At 58.7% G+C, this 20,852-nt stretch carries 16 protein-coding genes; 13 read left to right on the top strand and 3 right to left on the bottom strand.

Features of this window, described 5'->3' with window-relative positions; translation table 11 throughout:
* Positions 1-88 precede the first annotated feature (88 nt).
* The 8 genes from CLU80_RS17870 to CLU80_RS17835 all read left to right on the top strand — a co-directional run bounded on the left by CLU80_RS17870 (position 89) and on the right by CLU80_RS17835 (position 10,865).
* Complete coding sequence (locus CLU80_RS17870; protein WP_099757989.1) at positions 89-1,714, top strand: ABC transporter substrate-binding protein; 1,626 nt, start codon at positions 89-91, stop codon at positions 1,712-1,714.
* A 301-nt stretch (positions 1,715-2,015) separates the two neighbouring features.
* Positions 2,016-3,614 (top strand): ABC transporter substrate-binding protein, encoded by a 1,599-nt coding sequence (locus CLU80_RS17865; protein WP_093435865.1) that lies wholly within the window; start codon positions 2,016-2,018, stop codon positions 3,612-3,614.
* A 176-nt stretch (positions 3,615-3,790) separates the two neighbouring features.
* On the top strand, positions 3,791-5,212 hold the full coding sequence (locus CLU80_RS17860; RefSeq protein ID WP_093435862.1) for an OprD family porin: 1,422 nt from the start codon (positions 3,791-3,793) through the stop codon (positions 5,210-5,212).
* Between the two features lie 77 nt (positions 5,213-5,289).
* Complete coding sequence (locus tag CLU80_RS17855; RefSeq protein WP_095125387.1) at positions 5,290-6,885, top strand: ABC transporter substrate-binding protein; 1,596 nt, start codon at positions 5,290-5,292, stop codon at positions 6,883-6,885.
* Positions 6,886-6,958: 73 nt separating this feature from the next.
* Positions 6,959-7,969: an ABC transporter permease subunit gene (locus tag CLU80_RS17850; protein ID WP_075947650.1), complete on the top strand. Its 1,011-nt coding sequence runs from the start codon at positions 6,959-6,961 to the stop codon at positions 7,967-7,969.
* 10 nt (positions 7,970-7,979) lie between these two features.
* Positions 7,980-8,906: an ABC transporter permease subunit gene (locus tag CLU80_RS17845; protein ID WP_093435855.1), complete on the top strand. Its 927-nt coding sequence runs from the start codon at positions 7,980-7,982 to the stop codon at positions 8,904-8,906.
* Between the two features lie 10 nt (positions 8,907-8,916).
* The gene (locus CLU80_RS17840) at positions 8,917-9,885 is read left to right on the top strand and encodes an ABC transporter ATP-binding protein (protein WP_099757988.1); all 969 of its coding nucleotides are present in this window, start codon (positions 8,917-8,919) and stop codon (positions 9,883-9,885) included.
* Positions 9,885-10,865, top strand: coding sequence for a peptide ABC transporter ATP-binding protein (locus tag CLU80_RS17835; RefSeq protein ID WP_007917625.1), 981 nt, complete (start codon positions 9,885-9,887; stop codon positions 10,863-10,865). The genes CLU80_RS17840 and CLU80_RS17835 overlap by 1 nt, the downstream gene beginning before the upstream one ends.
* Positions 10,866-11,016: 151 nt before the next feature.
* Here the strand turns inward: CLU80_RS17835 and CLU80_RS17830 are convergent, their stop codons facing one another.
* From CLU80_RS17830 to CLU80_RS17815, 3 genes are all read right to left on the bottom strand, one after another.
* The gene (locus tag CLU80_RS17830) at positions 11,017-11,274 is read right to left on the bottom strand and encodes a hypothetical protein (RefSeq protein WP_064119438.1); all 258 of its coding nucleotides are present in this window, start codon (positions 11,272-11,274) and stop codon (positions 11,017-11,019) included.
* Positions 11,275-11,434: 160 nt separating this feature from the next.
* Complete coding sequence (locus CLU80_RS17825; RefSeq protein ID WP_099757987.1) at positions 11,435-12,634, bottom strand: MFS transporter; 1,200 nt, start codon at positions 12,632-12,634, stop codon at positions 11,435-11,437.
* A gap of 991 nt (positions 12,635-13,625) precedes the next feature.
* Positions 13,626-15,209: a peptide chain release factor 3 gene (locus CLU80_RS17815; protein WP_093435841.1), complete on the bottom strand. Its 1,584-nt coding sequence runs from the start codon at positions 15,207-15,209 to the stop codon at positions 13,626-13,628.
* 358 nt (positions 15,210-15,567) lie between these two features.
* On the opposite strand from CLU80_RS17815, the gene CLU80_RS17810 reads away from it, so the two are divergent.
* From CLU80_RS17810 to CLU80_RS17790, 5 genes are all read left to right on the top strand, one after another.
* Positions 15,568-16,257, top strand: a complete 690-nt coding sequence (locus CLU80_RS17810) for an ABC transporter permease (RefSeq protein ID WP_169844036.1) — start codon at positions 15,568-15,570, stop codon at positions 16,255-16,257.
* Between the two features lie 21 nt (positions 16,258-16,278).
* Complete coding sequence (locus tag CLU80_RS17805; protein WP_099757985.1) at positions 16,279-17,184, top strand: glycine betaine ABC transporter substrate-binding protein; 906 nt, start codon at positions 16,279-16,281, stop codon at positions 17,182-17,184.
* A 12-nt stretch (positions 17,185-17,196) separates the two neighbouring features.
* Positions 17,197-17,850, top strand: a complete 654-nt coding sequence (locus CLU80_RS17800) for an ABC transporter permease (protein ID WP_007915307.1) — start codon at positions 17,197-17,199, stop codon at positions 17,848-17,850.
* Positions 17,847-19,004, top strand: a complete 1,158-nt coding sequence (locus CLU80_RS17795; protein ID WP_047291222.1) for an osmoprotectant ABC transporter ATP-binding protein OsmV — start codon at positions 17,847-17,849, stop codon at positions 19,002-19,004. Before CLU80_RS17800 ends, CLU80_RS17795 begins: the two co-directional genes overlap by 4 nt.
* Positions 19,005-19,639: 635 nt before the next feature.
* Positions 19,640-20,803, top strand: a complete 1,164-nt coding sequence (locus tag CLU80_RS17790) for a type III PLP-dependent enzyme (protein WP_007915304.1) — start codon at positions 19,640-19,642, stop codon at positions 20,801-20,803.
* Positions 20,804-20,852: the final 49 nt, after the last annotated feature.

Below are 20,852 nucleotides of genomic sequence, written 5' to 3'. Positions count from 1 at the left end.
GGGTATGGCCCCTGCATAAGTATCCGCAGGCACGACTCACGAGGTCGTACCTCACAACTAAAAAATGACAACAAATCATGAGGCCAACATGCTTAAACACGCGGTCATTCCGTTTTTAGTCGGCGCAGGCTTGTTAGCCTCCGCACCTTTCGCATCCGCTGCGACTAACCTGGTGTTCTGCTCCGAAGGCAGCCCGGCCGGTTTCGACCCAGGCCAGTACACCACCGGAACCGACTTCGACGCCTCAGCCGAAACCATGTTCAACCGCCTGACCCAGTTCGAGCGCGGCGGCACCGCCGTGATTCCTGGTCTGGCGACCAAGTGGGACATCTCCGATGACGGCCTGACTTACACCTTCCACCTGCGTGAAGGCGTCAAGTTCCACACCACCCCGTATTTCAAGCCGACTCGTGAGTTCAACGCCGACGACGTGCTGTTCACCTTCAATCGCATGATTAACAAGGATGACCCGTTCCGTAGGGCGTACCCGACCGAATTCCCGTACTTCACCGACATGGGGATGGACACCAACATCACCAAGATCGATAAAGTCGACGACCACACCGTCAAGTTCACTCTGAAAGAAGTCGACGCGGCGTTCATCCAGAACATGGCCATGAGCTTCGCCTCGGTACAGTCCGCCGAGTACGCAGCGCAGCTGCTGAAAGAAGGCAAGGCTGCCGACATCAACCAGAAGCCGATCGGCACTGGTCCGTTCGTGTTCAAGAGCTATCAGAAAGACTCCAACATCCGTTACACCGGCAACAAGGATTACTGGAAGCCTGAGGATGTGAAGATCGACAACCTGATCTTCGCCATCACCACCGACCCGTCGGTGCGTATTCAGAAGCTGAAAAAGAACGAGTGCCAGGTCACCCTGTTCCCGCGTCCGGCCGATCTGAAAGCGCTGAAAGAAGACAAGACCCTGAAGATGCCTGACCAGGCCGGTTTCAACCTGGGTTACATCGCCTACAACGTGATGGACAAGGTCAAGGGCAGCAACGAAGCCAACCCGCTGGCCGACCTGCGCGTACGTCAGGCGCTGGACATGGCCGTCAACAAGCCACAGATCATCGACTCGGTTTACCAGGGCGCCGGCCAACTGGCTGTCAACGCCATGCCGCCGACCCAATGGTCTTACGACACCACCATCAAGGACGCCAAGTACGATCCTGAGAAAGCCAAGCAACTGCTGAAGGAAGCTGGCGTCAAGGAAGGTACCGAAATCGTTCTGTGGGCGATGCCGGTGCAGCGTCCGTACAACCCGAACGCCAAACTGATGGCTGAAATGCTCCAGTCCGACTGGGCCAAGATCGGCTTGAAAGTGAAGATCACCAGCTACGAATGGGGCGAGTACATCAAGCGTTCCAAAGGTGGCGAGAACCAGGCCATGATCATTGGCTGGAGCGGTGACAATGGTGATCCGGACAACTGGCTGAATGTGCTGTTCGGCTGCGACTCGCTCAGCGGCAACAACTTCTCCAAGTGGTGCGACAAGAAGTTCGACGGCCTCGTCAAAGAAGCCAAGCGTACAACCGACCAGGCCAAGCGCACCGAACTGTACAAAGAGGCGCAACACGTCCTGAAAGATGCAGTCCCGATGACACCTATCGCTCACTCGACGGTGTACCAACCCATGCGCGCCAACGTGCAGGATTTCAAGATCAGCCCATTCGGCTTGAACTCCTTCTACGGCGTCAGCGTCAGCAAATAAGGCACTGCAGCGGCGACGTTTATAACGTCGCCGTTGTTTTACCTGCCGAGAAGTTAGGAAATTACCTACAACCAATTCCGCTGCGGATTACCGCAGAGGTATAGGACGCGTCGCCTTTTCCTACGAGATTTAAGGCATTTACGCATTTACTGCCAGAACCGCGGCCCCTACCGTCGGGTACTGACCAGTGTCTGCGTGGGCCACCGGTTTGCCGTACGTACTGGATTGAGCTCGATGCAACCAAAACGTCTCTGGATGAGGTGACGGTGCATTGAACAACACTAAAAAAAGAGGGAGCGTCATGCGCCATACCTTGATTTATTCCGCATTGCTGGGTGCCGGCCTGTTGGCCGCCTCGTCCGCCAGTTTCGCCGCCAGCAAAAGCCTGGTGTTCTGCTCTGAAGGCAGCCCGGCCGGTTTCGATACCGCGCAGTACACAACAGCGACCGATAACGACGCCGCCGAACCGATCTACAACCGTCTCGTCGAGTTCGAAAAAGGCGCGACCAATGTCGTACCCGGTCTGGCGACCAAGTGGGACATTTCCGAGGATGGTCTCAAGTACACCTTTCACCTGCGTGAAGGTGTGAAATTTCATACAACGCCGTACTTCAAGCCAACTCGCGATTTCAACGCCGACGACGTGCTGTTCACGTTTAATCGCATGCTCGATGCGCAACAACCTTTCCGTAAGGCTTATCCAACCGAGTTCCCGTATTTCAACGGGATGAGCCTGAACAAGAACATCGCCAAGGTCGAGAAGACCGGGCCGCTGACCGTGGAGTTCACGCTCAACAGCGTCGACGCCGCGTTCATCCAGAACATCGCCATGAGCTTCGCCGCCATCCTGTCCGCCGAATACGCCGACAAGCTGCTGGCCGAAGGCAAGCCAAGCGACATCAACCAGAAACCGATCGGCACCGGGCCGTTCGTGTTCAAGAGTTATCAGAAAGACTCGAACATTCGTTACACCGGTAATCAACATTACTGGGATCCGAGCCGGGTCAAACTCGATAACCTGATCTTTGCGATCAACACCGACGCCTCGGTGCGCGTTCAGAAGCTCAAGGCTGGCGAATGCCAGATCACCCTGCACCCGCGCCCTGCCGATGTTGAAGCGCTGAAGGCCGATCCGAAACTGCAATTGATCTCCAAGCCGGGTTTCAACCTCGGCTACATCGCCTACAACGTTCGCCACAAGCCATTCGACCAGCTCGAAGTGCGCCAGGCGCTGGACATGGCGGTGAATAAACAAGGGATTCTCAACGCTGTTTATCAAGGCGCCGGCCAACTGGCCGTGAACGCCATGCCGCCGACCCAGTGGTCCTACGACGACAGCATCAAAGACGCCGCCTACAACCCGGAAAAAGCCAAAGAGCTGCTCAAGGCTGCCGGTGTCAAAGAGGGCACCGAGATCACCCTGTGGGCGATGCCGGTGCAGCGCCCGTACAACCCGAACGCCAAACTGATGGCCGAAATGCTCCAGGCGGACTGGGCCAAGATCGGTCTGAAAGTGAAAATCGTCAGCTACGAATGGGGCGAGTACATCAAGCGCACCAAGAACGGCGAGCACGACGTCAGCCTGATCGGCTGGACCGGTGACAACGGGGATCCGGACAACTGGCTCGGCACGCTGTACAGCTGCGATGCCATCGGCGGCAACAACTACTCCATGTGGTGCGATCCGGCTTACGACAAGCTGATCAAAGAGGCCAAGGTCGTCACCGACCGCGACCAACGCACCGTGCTCTACAAACAGGCTCAGCAATTGCTTAAACAGCAAGTGCCAATCACGCCTGTCGCCCACTCGACGGTCAACCAACCGTTAAGCGCCAGGATCGAGGGCTTCAAAGTCAGCCCGTTCGGTCGCAACGTGTTCTCGGGTGTCGGTATCGATTAAACCAAATGATTAGCCGCAATGCTGGGGGGCGCTGTCTAGCCCCTCACGCAAGCGCTTTGCCGAAATTCGCCAATCCGGCTTTTGGCAAACGTTTGCGATGTGTGAACGAGTTCTAAACCAATAACCGGCATACCAAAAAAAAGCCGGCATAAAAAGAAAGTAAAGGAGCTTCACCCATGAAACTGAGCAGCACCGCGATACTGGCCCTGGCCATTAGCAGCATCACCGCCACGGCGTACGCAGAACCTGCAAGTCAGGAGTTCGTCCCTACCACATTGGCCGGCAGTAGCGCCCAAAGCGAGGCCAAAGGCTTTATCGATGGACAAAGCCTGGGCGGCACAACCCGTAACTGGTACGCCAATGAACTGCGTCGTCGTGACGACAGCTTCAGCTACGTGAAAAACAGCGACAAATACACCTCGCCAACGGTAAGAACAAAGACCCCGCGTCGTATCAACTGGGTTCAGGGCACCATCGTCAACTACACCTCGGGCTTCACCCAAGGCACCGTTGGCGTGAGCACCGAAGTTGCCGCTTACAACGCCATCGTTCTCGACCGTGACCGCAAGGATATTGCTGGCGGCTCCAACCGCACCCTCGCCCATTCCGACGGTGATGCGGTCGACCAGTGGAGCAAACTGGGTCTGGCCAACGTCAAGTTCCGCGTGTCCAACACCACGTTGACCGCAGGTCGCCAGAACTTCAGCACGCCGATTGTCGATGTTATCGGCAACCGTCCGCTGCCTTCGAGCTTTGAAGGGATCAGTCTGCATAGCGAAGAGTTGAACAACCTGTCGTTCGACCTCGCCGGTTTCGACCGCGTCTCGCCACGTACCGAGCAGAGCCTGTCGAAATTCCGTTCCGAATACGGCGCCAACGGCGAAGAAACCGACAAGGTCTACACCGCGGGCGTGAACTATCAGCCGCTCAAAAGCCTGAAAACCAGCCTGTACGTCGCCAACGTCGAAGACTTCTGGAACCAGTACTACTTCGGCGGAACCCACGAATTGGGTGACAGCCAGGTATTGAGCCTGACCACCGGCCTGAACTACTACAAGACCGTCGACGAAGGCAAAAAGTTGATGGGCAACATCGACAACGATACCTACTCGCTGTCCTTGGGACTGACCCACCAGGCCCACAGCCTGACCTTCTCGTATCAGCAAGTGAACGGTAACGAGTACTTCGACTACCTGCACGAAACCAACGGCATCTACCTGGCCAACTCCCTGCTGTCGGACTTCAACGGCCCGAACGAGAAATCCTTCCAGATCGCCTACGGCATCAACATGGCCGAGTATGGCGTGCCAGGTCTGAAGTTCAACATCTACCAGGCTCGCGGCTGGGGCATCGACGGTACTCACTACCGTGGCACCGCTTACACCATTCCAGATGACAAGCGCGGCGATCTGAGTCTGATGGACGGCGAATCCCACTACGAATACGGCATCGGTGCTTCCTACGCCGTGCAGAGCGGTCCGCTCAAAGCCACCGCGATTCGCGCGACGTACACCACGCACCGCGCCAGCGAGCATCAGGCTGACGGCAACATCAACGAGTTCCGTCTCGTGACCACGATTCCATTCAACATCCTGTAAAAACGCCAGCCGACGGCTGACTCATGATGAGTCGGCCGTTCGGCTTTTTGTCTTCAACCGATTGCAGAGGGTTATCGATGAAAATGCTTCCCCTACGTGCGGCCATCGCGGCTGCGTTGCTGAGTGTCGCTGTCGGCGTCTCGGCCAAACCCTTGGTGGTCTGCACCGAAGCCAGTCCGGAAGGCTTCGATATGGTCCAGTACACAACTGCAGTCACGGCGGACGCTGTGGCCGAAACCATCTTCAACCGCCTGGCCGACTTCAAGCCCGGCACCACTGAAGTGATCCCGGCTCTCGCCGAGTCCTGGGACATCAGCGAAGACGGCCTGACCTACACGTTCCACCTGCGCAAAGGCGTCAAGTTTCACACCACCGAATATTTCAAGCCGACCCGCGACATGAACGCCGACGACGTGGTCTGGAGCTTCCAGCGTCAGCTGGACCCGAATCACCCATGGCACAAACTGTCGAGCGTGGGCTTCCCGTACTTTGAAAGCATGGGCTTCAAGGAACTGCTGAAAAACGTCGAAAAAGTCGACGACAACACCGTCAAGTTCACCCTGACCCGCCGCGAAGCGCCGTTCCTGGCCGACATCGCGATGGCGTTCTCCTCGATCTACCCGGCCGAATACGCCGACCAATTGCTCAAGGCCAACAAGACAGGTGACTTGAACAACAAGCCGATCGGCACCGGCCCGTTCATCTTCCAGCGTTATGCAAAAGACGCGCAGGTGCGTTTCAAGGCCAACCCAGATTACTTCCGTGGCAAGGCGCCGGCTGATGCGCTGATCCTGGCGATCGCCACCGACAACAACGTGCGCCTGCAGAAGCTCAAGGCCAACGAGTGCCAGATCGCCCTGTATCCGAAACCGGATGACATCCCGAGCATCAAGAAAGACAGCAACCTGAAAGTCGATGAGCTCGACGCGATGACCGTCTCGTACATCGCCATGAACACCCAGCACAAGTACATGAGTGACGTACGCGTGCGTAAGGCGATCGATATCGCCTTCGACAAAGAAGCCTATGTCAACGCGCTGTTCGGCAAAGGCAATGCGTCGGTCGCGGTCAACCCGTACCCGCCGACCCTGCTCGGCTACAACCACGACATGAAGAACCCGCCACGTGACCTCGACGCCGCCCGCAAGCTGCTCAAGGAAGCCGGGGTTCCGGAAGGCACCGTGTTTACCCTGTTCACCCGCAACGGTGGCGGTCCGACCAACCCCAACCCGATGCTCGGCGCGCAAATGATGCAGGCTGACCTGGCGAAAGTCGGGATCAAGATCGACATTCGCGTGATGGAATGGGGCGAAATGCTTAAACGCGCCAAGGCCGGCGAACACGATATGGTCTCGGCCGGATGGGCGGGCGACAACGGCGACCCGGATAACTTCCTGACGCCTATGCTCAGTTGCGAAGCGGCAAAAAATGGCGAGAACTACGCTCGCTGGTGCAACGAGAAATTCCAGGCACTGCTGGATGAAGCACGGGCTAAAGTAGATCCGGCCGAACGCGCAAAGCTCTACGAACAGGCGCAAGTGCTGTTTAATCAGGATCAGCCATGGATCAGCATGGCCCACACCAGGATGTTTACTGCAATGCGTAACAACGTAGAGGGCTATCACATCAGCCCTCTCACCACTAATAACTTCGCCACTACCCAGGTGAAGTAGATAAGAAACTCCCGGCGTCCCTGACCCCAGGGATGCCGGGCACGCCTAACCGGCTGATGAGGTACCACACACGATGTTTAGTTTTATTGCCCGCCGACTGGGGTTGTTGATCCCCACGTTTTTCGGCATCACCTTGCTGACTTTCGCGTTGATTCGCATGATTCCGGGCGACCCCGTGGAAGTGATGATGGGCGAACGTCGGGTCGACCCCGAAATGCACGCTCAGGCAATGGAACGCCTAGGTCTGAACAAGCCGCTGTATGCCCAGTATCTGGACTACATCGGCAAACTGGCTCACGGCGATCTCGGCGAATCCCTGCGCACACGTGAAAGCGTATGGACCGAGTTCACCTCCCTTTTCCCGGCGACCCTGGAACTGTCCATGGCCGCCCTGCTGTTCGCCGGCATTCTCGGGCTTCTGGCCGGGGTAATTGCGGCACTCAAGCGAGGATCCCTGTTCGACCACGGGGTGATGGGCATCTCCCTCGCGGGGTATTCGATGCCGATCTTCTGGTGGGGCCTGATCCTGATCATGTTCTTCTCGGTGAGCCTGGGCTGGACCCCGGTTTCCGGGCGCATCGACCTGCTCTATGACATCGAGCCGCGCACTGGTTTCATGCTGATCGACACGCTGCTGGCCGATGACGTCGGCGCCTTCTTCGATGCCCTGCATCACCTGATCCTGCCGGCCATCGTCCTCGGCACCATTCCGCTGGCGGTGATCGCGCGAATGACCCGTTCGTCGATGCTCGAAGTGCTGCGTGAAGACTACATCCGCACCGCCAGGGCCAAAGGCCTGTCGCCGTCGCGCGTGGTGTTCGTGCACGGTCTGCGTAACGCACTGATTCCGGTACTCACCGTGGTCGGCCTGCAAGTCGGCACCCTGCTCGCTGGTGCGGTTCTGACCGAAACGATTTTCTCCTGGCCCGGCATCGGTAAATGGCTGATCGAAGCCATCGGCGCCCGGGACTACCCGGTTGTGCAAAACGGCATCCTGTTAATCGCCTGCCTGGTGATTCTGGTCAACTTCGTAGTGGACATCCTCTACGGCTTTGCCAACCCACGCATCCGTCATCAGCGCTGAGGTCCATACCATGAGCACTCCAACATCCTCAGTAGACACGTCCGCCCCAAACGCGGATCAAAGCCTGCTGTACCCGTCTCCGTACAAAGAATTCTGGCAAGCCTTCTCGAAGAACAAGGGCGCAGTTGCCGGCCTCATGTTCATGCTGCTGATCATCTTCTGCGCGCTGTTCGCGCCGTGGGTTGCGCCGCATAACCCGAGCGAGCAATACCGCGACTTCCTGCTGACGCCGCCGGCGTGGCTGGAAGGCGGGCAGATGCAATTCCTGCTCGGCACCGATGAACTGGGGCGTGACCTGCTGTCGCGTCTGATCCAGGGCTCGCGTCTGTCGCTGCTGATCGGCTTGTCGTCGGTAGTGATGTCGCTGATTCCGGGGATCCTGCTCGGTCTGTTCGCCGGTTTCTTCCCGAAGATGATCGGCCCGACCATCATGCGTCTGATGGACATCATGCTGGCCCTGCCGTCGCTGCTGCTGGCGGTGGCGATTGTCGCCATCCTCGGCCCTGGCCTGATCAACACCGTGATCGCTATCGCTGTGGTTTCGCTGCCGTCCTATGTGCGTCTGACCCGTGCCGCGGTGATGGGCGAACTGAACCGCGACTACGTGACCGCCGCGCGCCTGGCCGGTGCCGGTCTGCCACGTCTGATGTTCATCACCGTGTTGCCCAACTGCATGGCGCCGCTGATCGTGCAGGCGACCCTGAGCTTCTCGTCGGCGATTCTCGATGCCGCAGCGTTGGGCTTCCTCGGCCTTGGCGTACAACCGCCAACCCCTGAGTGGGGCACCATGCTGGCCTCGGCCCGTGACTACATCGAACGCGCCTGGTGGGTGGTGAGCCTGCCTGGTTTGACCATTTTGCTCAGCGTGCTGGCAATCAACTTGATGGGCGACGGTCTGCGCGATGCGCTGGACCCGAAACTCAAGAACGCCGCCTGAGGAGATTCCCATGTCACTGCTAGAAATCAAGAATCTCAACGTTCGCTTCGGCGACAAGACCGCTACACCCGTGGTCGATGGCCTCGACCTGAAAGTCGACAAAGGCGAAGTACTGGCCATGGTTGGCGAGTCGGGTTCGGGTAAATCCGTGACCATGATGGCGCTGATGGGCCTGATCGAGCATCCCGGCATCGTCACCGCCGACTCGCTAAGCTTTGACGGCAAAGACATGCTCAAGCTGAGCAATCGTCAGCGTCGGCAAATTGTCGGCAAAGACCTGTCGATGGTCTTTCAGGACCCGATGACCGCACTGAACCCGAGCTACACCGTCGGTTTCCAGATCGAAGAAGTGCTGCGTCTGCACCTGAAAATGTCCGGCAAGCAAGCGCGCAAACGTGCGATCGAACTGCTGGAAAAAGTCGAAATCCCGGGCGCTGCCAGCCGTATGGACGCCTACCCGCATCAACTGTCCGGCGGTATGAGCCAGCGAGTTGCGATCGCCATGGCGATTGCCGGCGAGCCGAAACTGCTGATCGCCGACGAACCGACCACTGCTCTGGACGTAACGATTCAGGCGCAGATCATGGATCTGCTATTGGCGTTGCAGAAAGAACAGAACATGGGCCTGGTGCTGATCACCCACGACCTCGCGGTCGTGGCCGAAACAGCCCAGCGCGTCTGCGTGATGTACGCCGGCCAAGCCGTTGAAGTCGGTCAGGTGCCGCAACTGTTCGACATCCCGGCGCACCCGTACAGCGAAGCGCTGCTCAAGGCGATTCCCGAGCACAGCCTCGGCGCCGCACGCCTGTCGACCCTGCCGGGCATTGTCCCGGGCCGCTACGACCGTCCGCAGGGCTGCCTGCTGTCGCCGCGCTGCCCGTACGTGCAGGACAGCTGCCGCGCGCAGCGTCCAGGCCTTGATCCGAAAAGCCACAGCCTCGCCCGCTGCTTCTTCCCGCTGAACCAGGAGGTGGCGTAATGGCCGTCGTACTTACCGCCCGCGACCTGACCCGTCACTACGAAGTTTCCCGTGGCCTGTTCAAGGGCCATGCGACCGTGCGCGCCCTGAACGGCGTGTCGTTCGAACTGGAAGCCGGCAAGACCCTCGCCGTAGTAGGCGAGTCGGGCTGCGGCAAATCCACCCTCGCCCGCGCGTTGACGCTGATTGAAGACCCTTCTTCCGGCTCGCTGAAAATCGCCGGCCAGGAAGTCGCCGGCGCCGACAAGGCCCAGCGCAAGCAACTGCGCAAAGACGTGCAGATGGTCTTCCAAAGCCCATACGCGTCGTTGAACCCACGGCAGAAAGTCGGTGACCAGCTCGGCGAGCCGCTGCTGATCAACACCAACCTCTCCGCCGCTGAGCGTCGCGAGAAAGTCCAGGCGATGATGAAGCAGGTCGGCTTGCGCCCTGAGCACTATCAGCGCTATCCGCACATGTTCTCCGGCGGTCAGCGTCAGCGTATCGCCCTGGCTCGCGCCATGATGCTGCAACCGAAAGTGCTGGTGGCGGATGAGCCGACCTCGGCACTGGACGTGTCGATTCAGGCGCAGGTGCTGAACCTGTTCATGGATCTGCAGCAGGAGTTCAACACCGCTTACGTGTTCATCTCGCACAACCTTGCGGTGGTGCAGCATGTGGCCGATGACGTGATGGTGATGTACCTCGGTCGCCCGGTAGAACTGGGGCCGAAGAACGACATCTACGAGCGTCCGTTGCACCCATATACCCAGGCGCTGCTGTCGGCGACCCCGACCATTCACCCGGATCCGAACAAGCCGAAAATCAAGATCGTCGGCGAACTGCCTAACCCGCTGAACCCGCCGCCAGGTTGCGCTTTCCACAAGCGCTGCCCGTACGCGACCGAGCGTTGCAGCACCGAAGAGCCAGCGTTGCGCCAGCTCGACAGCCGGCAGGTGGCTTGCCACTACGCCGAGCAGTTCCTCGACGGCGCGGCGTAAGCAAATCTGGAGAGCGATACAAAACACTGTGGGAGCGAGCAAGCTCGCTCCCACAGTGATCGCATTTCAAAGAGAGTGACGTGTTAACCAAACCCCTCCCACCTCAATTGCGCATCAGTCGAGGCGGAAGGGGTTTTCTTTTGTCTGCAACTTACGTCTGGCTGTCGCCGTCGTCGTCATCAGTGTCCGGCTCGTCGGTGGTCGAGTCGTCATCGTCTTTACTGCCGCCCTGGTCCTGATCGCCCGGCTCGGACTCAGACTTGGCGAGCATCAAGCCGCTATGCCCGACCTGGCCGTTGAAGGCCTGGGAATCGTGATCCTCGCACTCGGCCCAGGCCGTCGCGGTGCCGAGGGACAGCATGACCATCACTTTCAACAGCAATAAAACCCGTAGCAACCTGCTTTTCATAGCTGACTCCATCCATTTTCAGGTGAGACATTCGTGCCTGACTGGCGCTGTGTGAAATCTAGTTCCGATCCATCGGGTTCACCAGATAGGACGCTAAGGAGCAGGCAGAAATGCCCCTCATGGAAAGACAGTTTTCGAATAATGCTCATAGCCGCAACAGCTAAGCGCCGCCGCGTGATCGCGTGGCCTGCCACGTCAACGGCATGGAAATCAACACCATCAGCGCACTCGCCAGCCACACACTGTGGCCGCCGAAATGACCGTACAACTGGCCACTGAGTACCGGTGACAACAGCGCACTGGCGCTCCAGCTCATAAAGAACAGGCCGAAGTACTGACCGCTTTTACCGCCTTGGGCAAAACGCATGGCCAGCACATTCAGCGGCGGCATGAAAAACGCCTCGCCCAGGGTCCAGATCAGCGTCGACAGGCAGACGTAAAACAGCCCGGAACCGAACGGCAGCATGCCCAACCCGCACGCCAGCAACACACTGCCGAGCAGCATTTGCCGACGCATGCCCCAACGTTCGCCCCAGTGCGACAGCGGAATCTGCAGGGCGATCACCAGCAACGCATTGAGGCCGAACTGCCAGCCGATCGCCTCGGTGCTCAAGTGATAGTAATCACGCAGGTAATTGCCCAGCGTGCTGTAGACCGTGTCGAACGCGATGCCGAGCACGGCCGTCGCTGCCAGCAACCAGAGAAACGGTTTGTCGCGATACGGCACACCCGGACCACCGGCGCCGACTATCGATGACTCTTCATTGATCAGCACCGGACGCTGCCACGTGGTGCGAACAAACCAGAGCAGCGCCAACAACGTCATCGCCGCACTGCCGAAAAACACCCAGCGAAAATCGGTCTGCGCCAACACCCCGCCCGCCACACCGGCGGCGGCCATCCCAAGGTTGCGCGCAACCCGACTCAACGCCTGCGCACGTGAGCGCTGTGTCACCTCGCAATACTCCATGATCAGCCGCTGATGCAGCGTGCGAATAGCCCCATCGATGGCCCCACTGAGCAACAACAATGCAGCGAGCAACGGCACCTGCGTCACCAGTCCCAGCAGAATCAGCACCCACACCGAAACAAAGAACAGCGCCGCCGTCAGCCGCGCCGTGCGCACATGATCACTGAGCCAGCCACCGAGCATCGACCCCAGCAGCAAACCCGCGCCGTACGCCGACAGCAACCAGCCAACCGTCTCGATCGCCAGCCCCAGTTCCTGACGCAGGTACAACGCCATGAACAGCTTGACCATGCTGCTCAAGCGATTGATGAACAACAGCGCCGCGAGCACCCAGGCCATCACGCCGAAATAGCCGTTCAGCCGTAGCAGGTGAGTCAGCCGACTCGTCATTCCATTGACCTCTCAAAGCGACGTGCGTGGAGCTGGAACACTAACGGTCAGCAGGCGGGTTGTCGCGTTCAAGAACATCGAGACCACAAAAAACCGAGTCGTCCTACAGCCATTGCGCGCGATAAAACCGTACCGAAGATCAAAAGCCCCTCACCCTAACCCTCCCGAAACGTCGGACCGCCCGGAGGGAGAGGGGACTGACCGCAGTGTTTGGGAGAGCTACGCCGACGTGCAATACCGAGTCGAATTCAGATTCTGAAACAGATCAAAAGCCCCTCACCCTAGCCCTCCCGAAACGTCGGACCGCCCGGAGGGAGAGGGGACTGACCGCAGTGTTTGGGAGAGCTACGCCGACGTGCAATACCGAGTCGAGCTCAGATTCTGAAACAGATCAAAAGCCCCTCACCCTAGCCCTCCCGAAACGTCGGACCGCCCGGAGGGAGAGGGGACTGACTGCAGTGTTTGGGAGAGCTACGCCGACGTGCGATACCGCGTCGAACTGAGGCTTTGAAAAACACACAAATCGGCCCCCTCTCCCTCGGGAGAGGGCTGGGGTGAGGGGCAAATCCAACACAAATCCAAAGCCGACCACGCCCCGCTCTTCACCACTCAACAGGATGAGCGTTAGCTCGGCTGCAGCTCTTGATCTGTAGGGCGACGTCGGAAGGCTGAGCGGAGGGATTGATCCGGGCGTGGGAGCGCAGCGACCGTTTGGCGCAGCCAAACACAGCGGGAGTAGGTGCAGCGAAGCAAACCGGAGACGCTGCGCCCGGATCGATCCCGGAGCGAAGGAACCCCGAGCCCCAGCGAGCGGGCCGTACGTAGGAGCAAGCGTTTTTGGTTACTTTTTAGGCGTTTGTAAAAAGTGACCCGCCGTAAGGGCGGAACCCTAAGCCGCCATCACCCAAAAACGGATATACCCCCAAAACCAAAGCAAAAAAAAGCCCCCTAGGCATACACCTAGAGGGCTTCGGACAAACCAATTCAGAACTTAATGATGCTCACGCGTCGCCCGGAATTTCACATCCGGCCAACGCTCTTCCATCAACGCCAGGTTAACCCGCGTCGGCGCAAGGTAAGTCAGGTGACCACCGCCATCGACCGCCAGGTTCTCCACAGCCTTGTTGGAAAACTCCTCAAGCTTCTTCTTGTCGCTGCAATCGATCCAGCGCGCGGAATACACAGTAATCGGCTCGTACGAGCACTCAACCTTGTATTCCTCCTTCAAACGGCTGGCGACCACATCAAACTGCAGCACACCGACGGCGCCCAGAATGATGTCGTTGCTGCGCTCCGGGAAAAACACCTGCGTCGCGCCCTCTTCAGCCAGTTGCTGCAGACCCTGACGCAACTGCTTGGACTTCAGCGGATCACGCAGACGCACACGACGGAACAGCTCCGGCGCAAAGTGCGGAATACCGGTAAAACCGAGGGTTTCACCTTCACTGAAGGTGTCGCCGATCTGGATCGTGCCGTGGTTGTGCAGACCGATGATGTCGCCGGCAAAAGCTTCTTCAAGCTGTTCACGCTCGGAGGAGAAAAACGTCAGGGCATCGCCGATGCGCACGTCCTTGCCGGTGCGCACGTGGCGCATCTTCATGCCTTTCTCGTACTTGCCGGAGCAAATGCGCATGAAGGCGATACGGTCGCGGTGTTTCGGGTCCATGTTCGCCTGGATCTTGAAGATGAAGCCCGAGAACTTCTCTTCCACCGGCTCAACGGTACGCTCGTTAGCGACACGGGCCAGCGGACGCGGCGCCCAATCAACAACGGCGTCAAGTACGTGGTCAACACCGAAGTTGCCCAGTGCCGTACCGAAGAACACCGGGGTCAGTTGACCGTCGAGGAATTCCTGCTGGTTGAATTCGTGGCAGGCGCCTTGAACCAGTTCCAGCTGTTCGATGAAGCGGTCGTACTCGTCGCCCAGATGCGCGCGGGCTTCGTCGGAATCGAGCTTCTCGATGATTTTGGTTTCGGTGCGTTCGTGACCGTGACCGGCGGTGTAGACAATGATGTAGTCGTCAGCCAGGTGGTACACGCCCTTGAAGTCACGGTAGCAACCGATCGGCCAGGTGATCGGCGCAGCCTTGATCTTCAGAACGGCTTCGATCTCGTCGAGCAGTTCGATCGGGTCGCGGATGTCACGGTCGAGTTTGTTGATGAAGCTGACGATCGGCGTGTCACGCAGACGGCAGACGTCCATCAGCGCAATGGTCCGTGGCTCGACACCTTTACCGCCGTCGAGGACCATCAATGCCGAGTCCACCGCCGTCAAGGTGCGGTAGGTATCTTCGGAGAAGTCTTCGTGGCCCGGGGTGTCGAGCAGGTTGATCATGTGCTCGCGATACGGGAACTGCATGACCGACGTGGTAATGGAAATACCCCGTTGCTTCTCCATCTCCATCCAGTCGGATGTCGCATGGCGATCGGATTTACGGGATTTCACCGTACCGGCCACTGCAATCGCCTTGCCCATCAACAGGAGCTTTTCGGTGATCGTGGTTTTACCGGCATCGGGGTGGGAAATAATGGCGAAAGTGCGGCGTTTCGCGACTTCGGCGGCCTGGTTGGTCATGGGAAATCGCCTGGCGGTGATTCAAAAAAGGGCCGCGATTATAGCCCAACTCGCCGCAATAACCGAACCGTTGAGCACATTAAGGGTGGCCAAATGCTGCCGCAGATGGGAACCTTTTAAAGCCCGGAGACGTCCATCCCCTGTTACGAATTTTCGTCAGGGGCTGAAAAATCAGCAAGTTAGCCTGACGAGGCTGCGCTCATGGCTCGCTTTCAGACCGCTTTTTTCCGGTGCTGAGGGAGCTGCTTCTCGCGAACGTTTATTCCCGGCAGCCATGTATGGCATGCCACACGGGAGGGCGTTCGCCGACTACAAAAAAAGGAGTCCGCCTGTGGCTATCCGCTATGGCAAAGGGCTGATGGGAGGTGCGGTGGTGATCGCGCTCCTGGCCCTGCTGGTCCACTGGATCGGCATCAACACGATCGAACACTACCGCGACGATTTGTTGTTTTACCTGCAAGCTCATCTGATTCTCGTCCTCGCTTCAATGCTGGCCGCCCTTGTCGTGGGCATCCCCGCCGGCATCTTCCTCAGTCGTCCGACCATGGTCGGCCGTGCTGAACGCTTCATGCAAATCTTCAATATCGGCAACACCGTGCCGCCGCTGGCCGTGCTCGCGATTGCTCTGGGCGTCCTCGGCATTGGCAGTGGCCCGGCGATCTTTGCTTTATTCCTCGCTTCGTTGCTGCCGATTGTGCGCAACACCTACGAAGGCCTGAAAAATGTCCAGGGCTCGCTGAAAGAAGCAGCCGTCGGCATCGGCATGACCCCGCGCCAGGTGCTGTGGAAAGTCGAATTGCCCAACGCCGTGCCGATCATTGTCGGCGGTGTGCGCGTGGCTTTGGCGATCAACGTCGGCACCGCGCCGCTGGCCTTCCTGATCGGTGCCAACAGCCTCGGCAGCCTGATCTTCCCTGGCATCGCCCTGAACAATCAGCCGCAACTGCTGCTCGGCGCCGCGTGCACCGCGCTGCTGGCCTTGCTGCTCGATGGCGTCGTCACCCTCGCCAGCCGTCTCTGGCTGGAACGCGGTTTGCGCCCGTCTTAAGGCTTTTGCGAAGGAATGAATATGAAACGACTTAGCTTGATGTTAGGCCTGATGTTGAGCAGTGCCCTGCTGTTTGCAGGCATCGCCCAAGCCGCTGAAAAACCGGTTATCCGCCTCGGCGCCCGAGTCTTCACTGAGCAAACCCTGCTCGCCGAAATCACCGCGCAATACCTGCGCAGCAAAGGTTACGACGCGCAGATTACCGGCGGTCTGGGCAGCAACCTCGCCCGCAGCGCCCACGAAAGCGGACAACTGGACATGCTTTGGGAATACACCGGCGTGTCGCTGGTGGCCTACAACCATGTCACTGAAAAACTCGACAGCGCCCAGTCCTACGCCCGGGTAAAAGAACTCGACGCGAAAAAAGGCCTGGTCTGGCTGACCCCGTCGAAATTCAGCAACACCTACGCCCTCGCCCTCCCTGAAAAGGTCGCCGAGGAATATCCGCAGATCAACAACATCAGCCAGTTGAACGAAGTGCTGCGCGCCGAGGCCAAGACCAATCATCTGGTGGCGCTGGACACCGAGTTTGCCAACCGCTCCGACGGTCTGATCGGCATGGTCGATCTCTACGGCATGAACCTGACCCGCAAAAATATCCGCCAGATGGATGCCGGGCTGGTTTACACGGCATTGCGCAACGGTCAGGTGTTCGCCGGTCTGGTCTACACCACCGACGGTCGCCTCAACGCCTTCGGCCTGAAACTGCTGGAAGACGACAAGCATTACTTCCCCGACTACACCGCCGCACCGGTGGTGCGTCAGGCTTACCTCGACGCGCACCCGCAACTGGCCGAGCAACTCAAGCCATTAGCCGAACTGTTCGATGACGAAACCATGCGCCAGCTCAACGCGCGGGTCGACGTCGATCACGAGAGCCCATCGAAAGTTGCCGCCGATTTTCTGCGCCAGCACCCACTTGATTAAGGAGGAAAAGTCATGGAATTTCTGAACGCCTTTTCCCACCTCGACTGGCAGCAGGTGATGCACCTGACCTGGCAGCACATCACCCTGGTCGGCATCGCCGTGACCCTGGCGATTGTCGTTGGCGTGCCGCTGGGCATTCTGATGACCCGCTTTCCGACCCTTGCCGGGCCGTTGCAGGCCAGCGCCACGGTGCTGCTGACCGTGCCGTCGATTGCCCTGTTCGGTCTGCTGTTGCCGTTCTACTCCAAGTTCGGCCAGGGCCTCGGGCCGATGCCGGCGATCACCGCCGTGTTCCTTTATTCACTGCTGCCGATCATGCGCAACACCTACCTCGCCCTCACTGGCGTGGAACCGGGCATCCGTGAAGCCGCACGCGGCATCGGCATGACCTTCGGCCAGCGCCTGCGCATGGTCGAATTGCCGATCGCCGTGCCCGTCATCCTCGCTGGCGTGCGCACCGCCGTGGTGATGAACATCGGCGTGATGACCATCGCCGCGACCATCGGCGCCGGCGGCCTCGGTGTGTTGATCCTCGCTTCCATCAGCCGCAGTGACATGTCGATGCTGATCGTCGGCGCGCTGCTGGTCAGTCTTCTGGCGATCTTCGCCGACCTGTTTTTGCAGTGGCTGCAACGCTCTTTGACTCCAAAAGGATTACTCAAATGATCGAACTTCAAAACCTCAGCAAAACTTTCCAAAGCAACGGCAAAGACGTCAAAGCCGTGGACTCGGTAAGCCTGACCGTCAATGAAGGCGAAATCTGTGTGTTCCTCGGGCCATCGGGTTGTGGCAAAAGCACCACGCTGAAGATGATCAACCGCCTGATCAAACCGACTTCGGGCAAGATACTCATCAACGGCGAAGACACCACCGATCTCGACGAAGTAACCCTGCGTCGCAACATCGGTTACGTGATCCAGCAGATCGGCCTGTTCCCGAACATGACCATCGAAGAAAACATTGTCGTCGTGCCGAAACTGCTCGGCTGGGACAAACAGAAATGCCACGACCGCGCCCGCGAGTTGATGAGCATGATCAAGCTGGAGCCCAAGCAGTATCTGCATCGTTATCCGCGCGAACTGTCTGGTGGCCAGCAACAGCGCATCGGCGTGATCCGCGCGCTGGCGGCGGATGCGCCGCTGCTGCTGATGGACGAGCCGTTCGGTGCGGTCGACCCGATCAACCGCGAGATGATCCAGAACGAGTTCTTCGAGATGCAGCGCGCGCTGAACAAGACCGTGATCATGGTCAGCCACGACATCGACGAAGCGATCAAACTCGGCGACAAGATCGCGATCTTCCGCGCCGGCAAACTGCTGCAGATCGATCACCCGGACACGCTGCTGGCGCATCCGGCGGACGATTTTGTCAGCAACTTCGTCGGCCAGGACAGCACGCTCAAGCGCCTGCTGTTGGTGAAGGCTGAAGATGCAGCGGACAACGCGCCATCGGTGAGCCCGGAAACCCCGGTGGCCGATGCGCTGGAATTGATGGATGAGCATGACCGTCGCTACGTGGTGGTCACCTGTGCCGAGAACAAGGCGCTGGGTTATGTGCGTCGTCGCGATCTGCACCGTCAGACCGGCACGTGCGCGCAGTTCCTGCGTGAGTTCAACGCCACCGCCGCGTACGACGAGCATTTGCGCATCCTCCTGTCGCGGATGTACGAGTTCAACCGTTCGTGGCTGCCGGTGATGGATGCCGAGCGGGTATTCCTTGGCGAGGTGACGCAGGAGTCGATTGCGGCTTATCTGAGTTCGGGTCGTTCGCGCGGGATGAAGACCAACATCGTCTCGCCGGCTGAAGCGGTAGTCGCCTAAAAATACACAACCTGTGGGAGCGAGCTTGCTCGCGAAAGCGCAATATCAGTCAACAACGATGTCGACTGTGAAAATGCCTTCGCGAGCAAGCTCGCTCCCACAGGATCCGGGTGATTTTTTCTTCACTCATCAGGCGGAAAAGAATCTCAACACCTGAGAACCAGGCAGCATGCTCTGGACAGCCTTCCAAACAACCAAAATCCCCCTCACTCCTTCCTCTCGCGGCCAACGTCGCCGAAGTTGCCGCCATCACACTTACCCACGACTTCGCCGACAAAATCCACGAACGTGCAGGTATTTTTAACACTGGAAAATTCCCGGGGAACATCTGCCCGTCATCTCGGTCGGCTACAAAGAGTGATGAACGCGACGTACGTCAGAAGCGTGCAAAAACGCGACATTTTTAGTTGATCTCAGGCCCCTCACGCCCTAAAGTTCGCGCCGAACGTCCATGCTGGAAACGATCCATCCGGCTCAAGTACTGACGACGAGACAGCAAGGCCAAGGGTAAAACCACCCGTGGCCTTTTTGCTTTCGGCGACATGCCTTGGGAAGTAGGCGAACCAAAGTGGGGATACGGAGGGCGTTCATTTGCACCCATTGTTTAACTTAGTTTGCCAGTAGGAGTTCCCAGCATGTCGATCCAGGTCGAAGACTATTTCGCGCGCGCTACATTCGACAAAATGAAGGCGTTCGCCGACAAACAGGAAACCCCGTTCGTGGTGATCGACACCGCGATGATCGCCCAGGCCTACGATGACCTGCGCGCCGGTTTCGAATTCGCCAAGGTCTACTACGCGGTCAAGGCCAACCCGGCCGTCGAGATCATCGACCTGCTCAAAGAAAAAGGTTCGAGCTTCGACATCGCCTCGATCTACGAGCTGGACAAGGTGATGGATCGTGGCGTCAGCCCGGACCGTATCAGCTACGGCAACACCATCAAGAAATCCAAGGACATCCGCTACTTCTACGAGAAGGGCGTGCGTCTGTTCTCCACCGACTCCGAAGCTGACCTGCGCAACATCGCCAAGGCGGCCCCGGGTTCGAAAGTCTATGTGCGCATCCTCACCGAAGGCTCGACCACGGCTGACTGGCCACTGTCGCGCAAATTCGGCTGCCAGACCGACATGGCCATGGACCTGCTGATCCTCGCTCGCGACCTCGGCTTGGTGCCTTACGGCATCTCCTTCCACGTCGGCTCGCAGCAACGCGATATCAGCGTTTGGGACGCCGCGATTGCCAAGGTCAAAGTGATCTTCGAACGCCTGAAAGAAGAAGACGGCATCCACCTGAAGCTGATCAACATGGGCGGTGGCTTCCCGGCCAACTACATCACCCGCACCAACAGCCTGGAAACCTACGCCGAAGAAATCATCCGCTTCCTGAAAGAAGACTTCGGTGATGACCTGCCGGAAATCATTCTCGAGCCGGGCCGTTCGCTGATTGCCAACGCCGGTATTCTGGTCAGCGAAGTGGTACTGGTTGCACGCAAGTCGCGCACCGCCGTCGAGCGTTGGGTGTATACCGATGTGGGCAAGTTCTCCGGCCTGATCGAAACCATGGACGAAGCGATCAAGTTCCCGATCTGGACCGAGAAAAAAGGCGAGATGGAAGAAGTGGTCATCGCCGGCCCGACTTGCGACAGCGCCGACATCATGTACGAGAACTACAAGTACGGTCTGCCGTTGAACCTGGCGATCGGTGATCGTCTGTACTGGCTGTCGACTGGTGCGTACACCACCAGTTACAGCGCGGTTGAGTTCAATGGCTTCCCGCCGCTGAAGTCGTTTTACGTGTAAGAGCAACTGCGAGTTTCAAGCTGCTAGCTGCAAGTGAAAAGCCCATGAC

Origin of the sequence: Pseudomonas sp. 29 (genome assembly GCF_002754355.1) — a bacterium.
GTDB classification, from domain to species: Bacteria; Pseudomonadota; Gammaproteobacteria; order Pseudomonadales; family Pseudomonadaceae; genus Aquipseudomonas; species Aquipseudomonas neuropathica.
The sequence above is the reverse complement of the archived record's forward strand: the minus strand, read 5'-3'. Positions and strand labels throughout refer to the sequence as shown.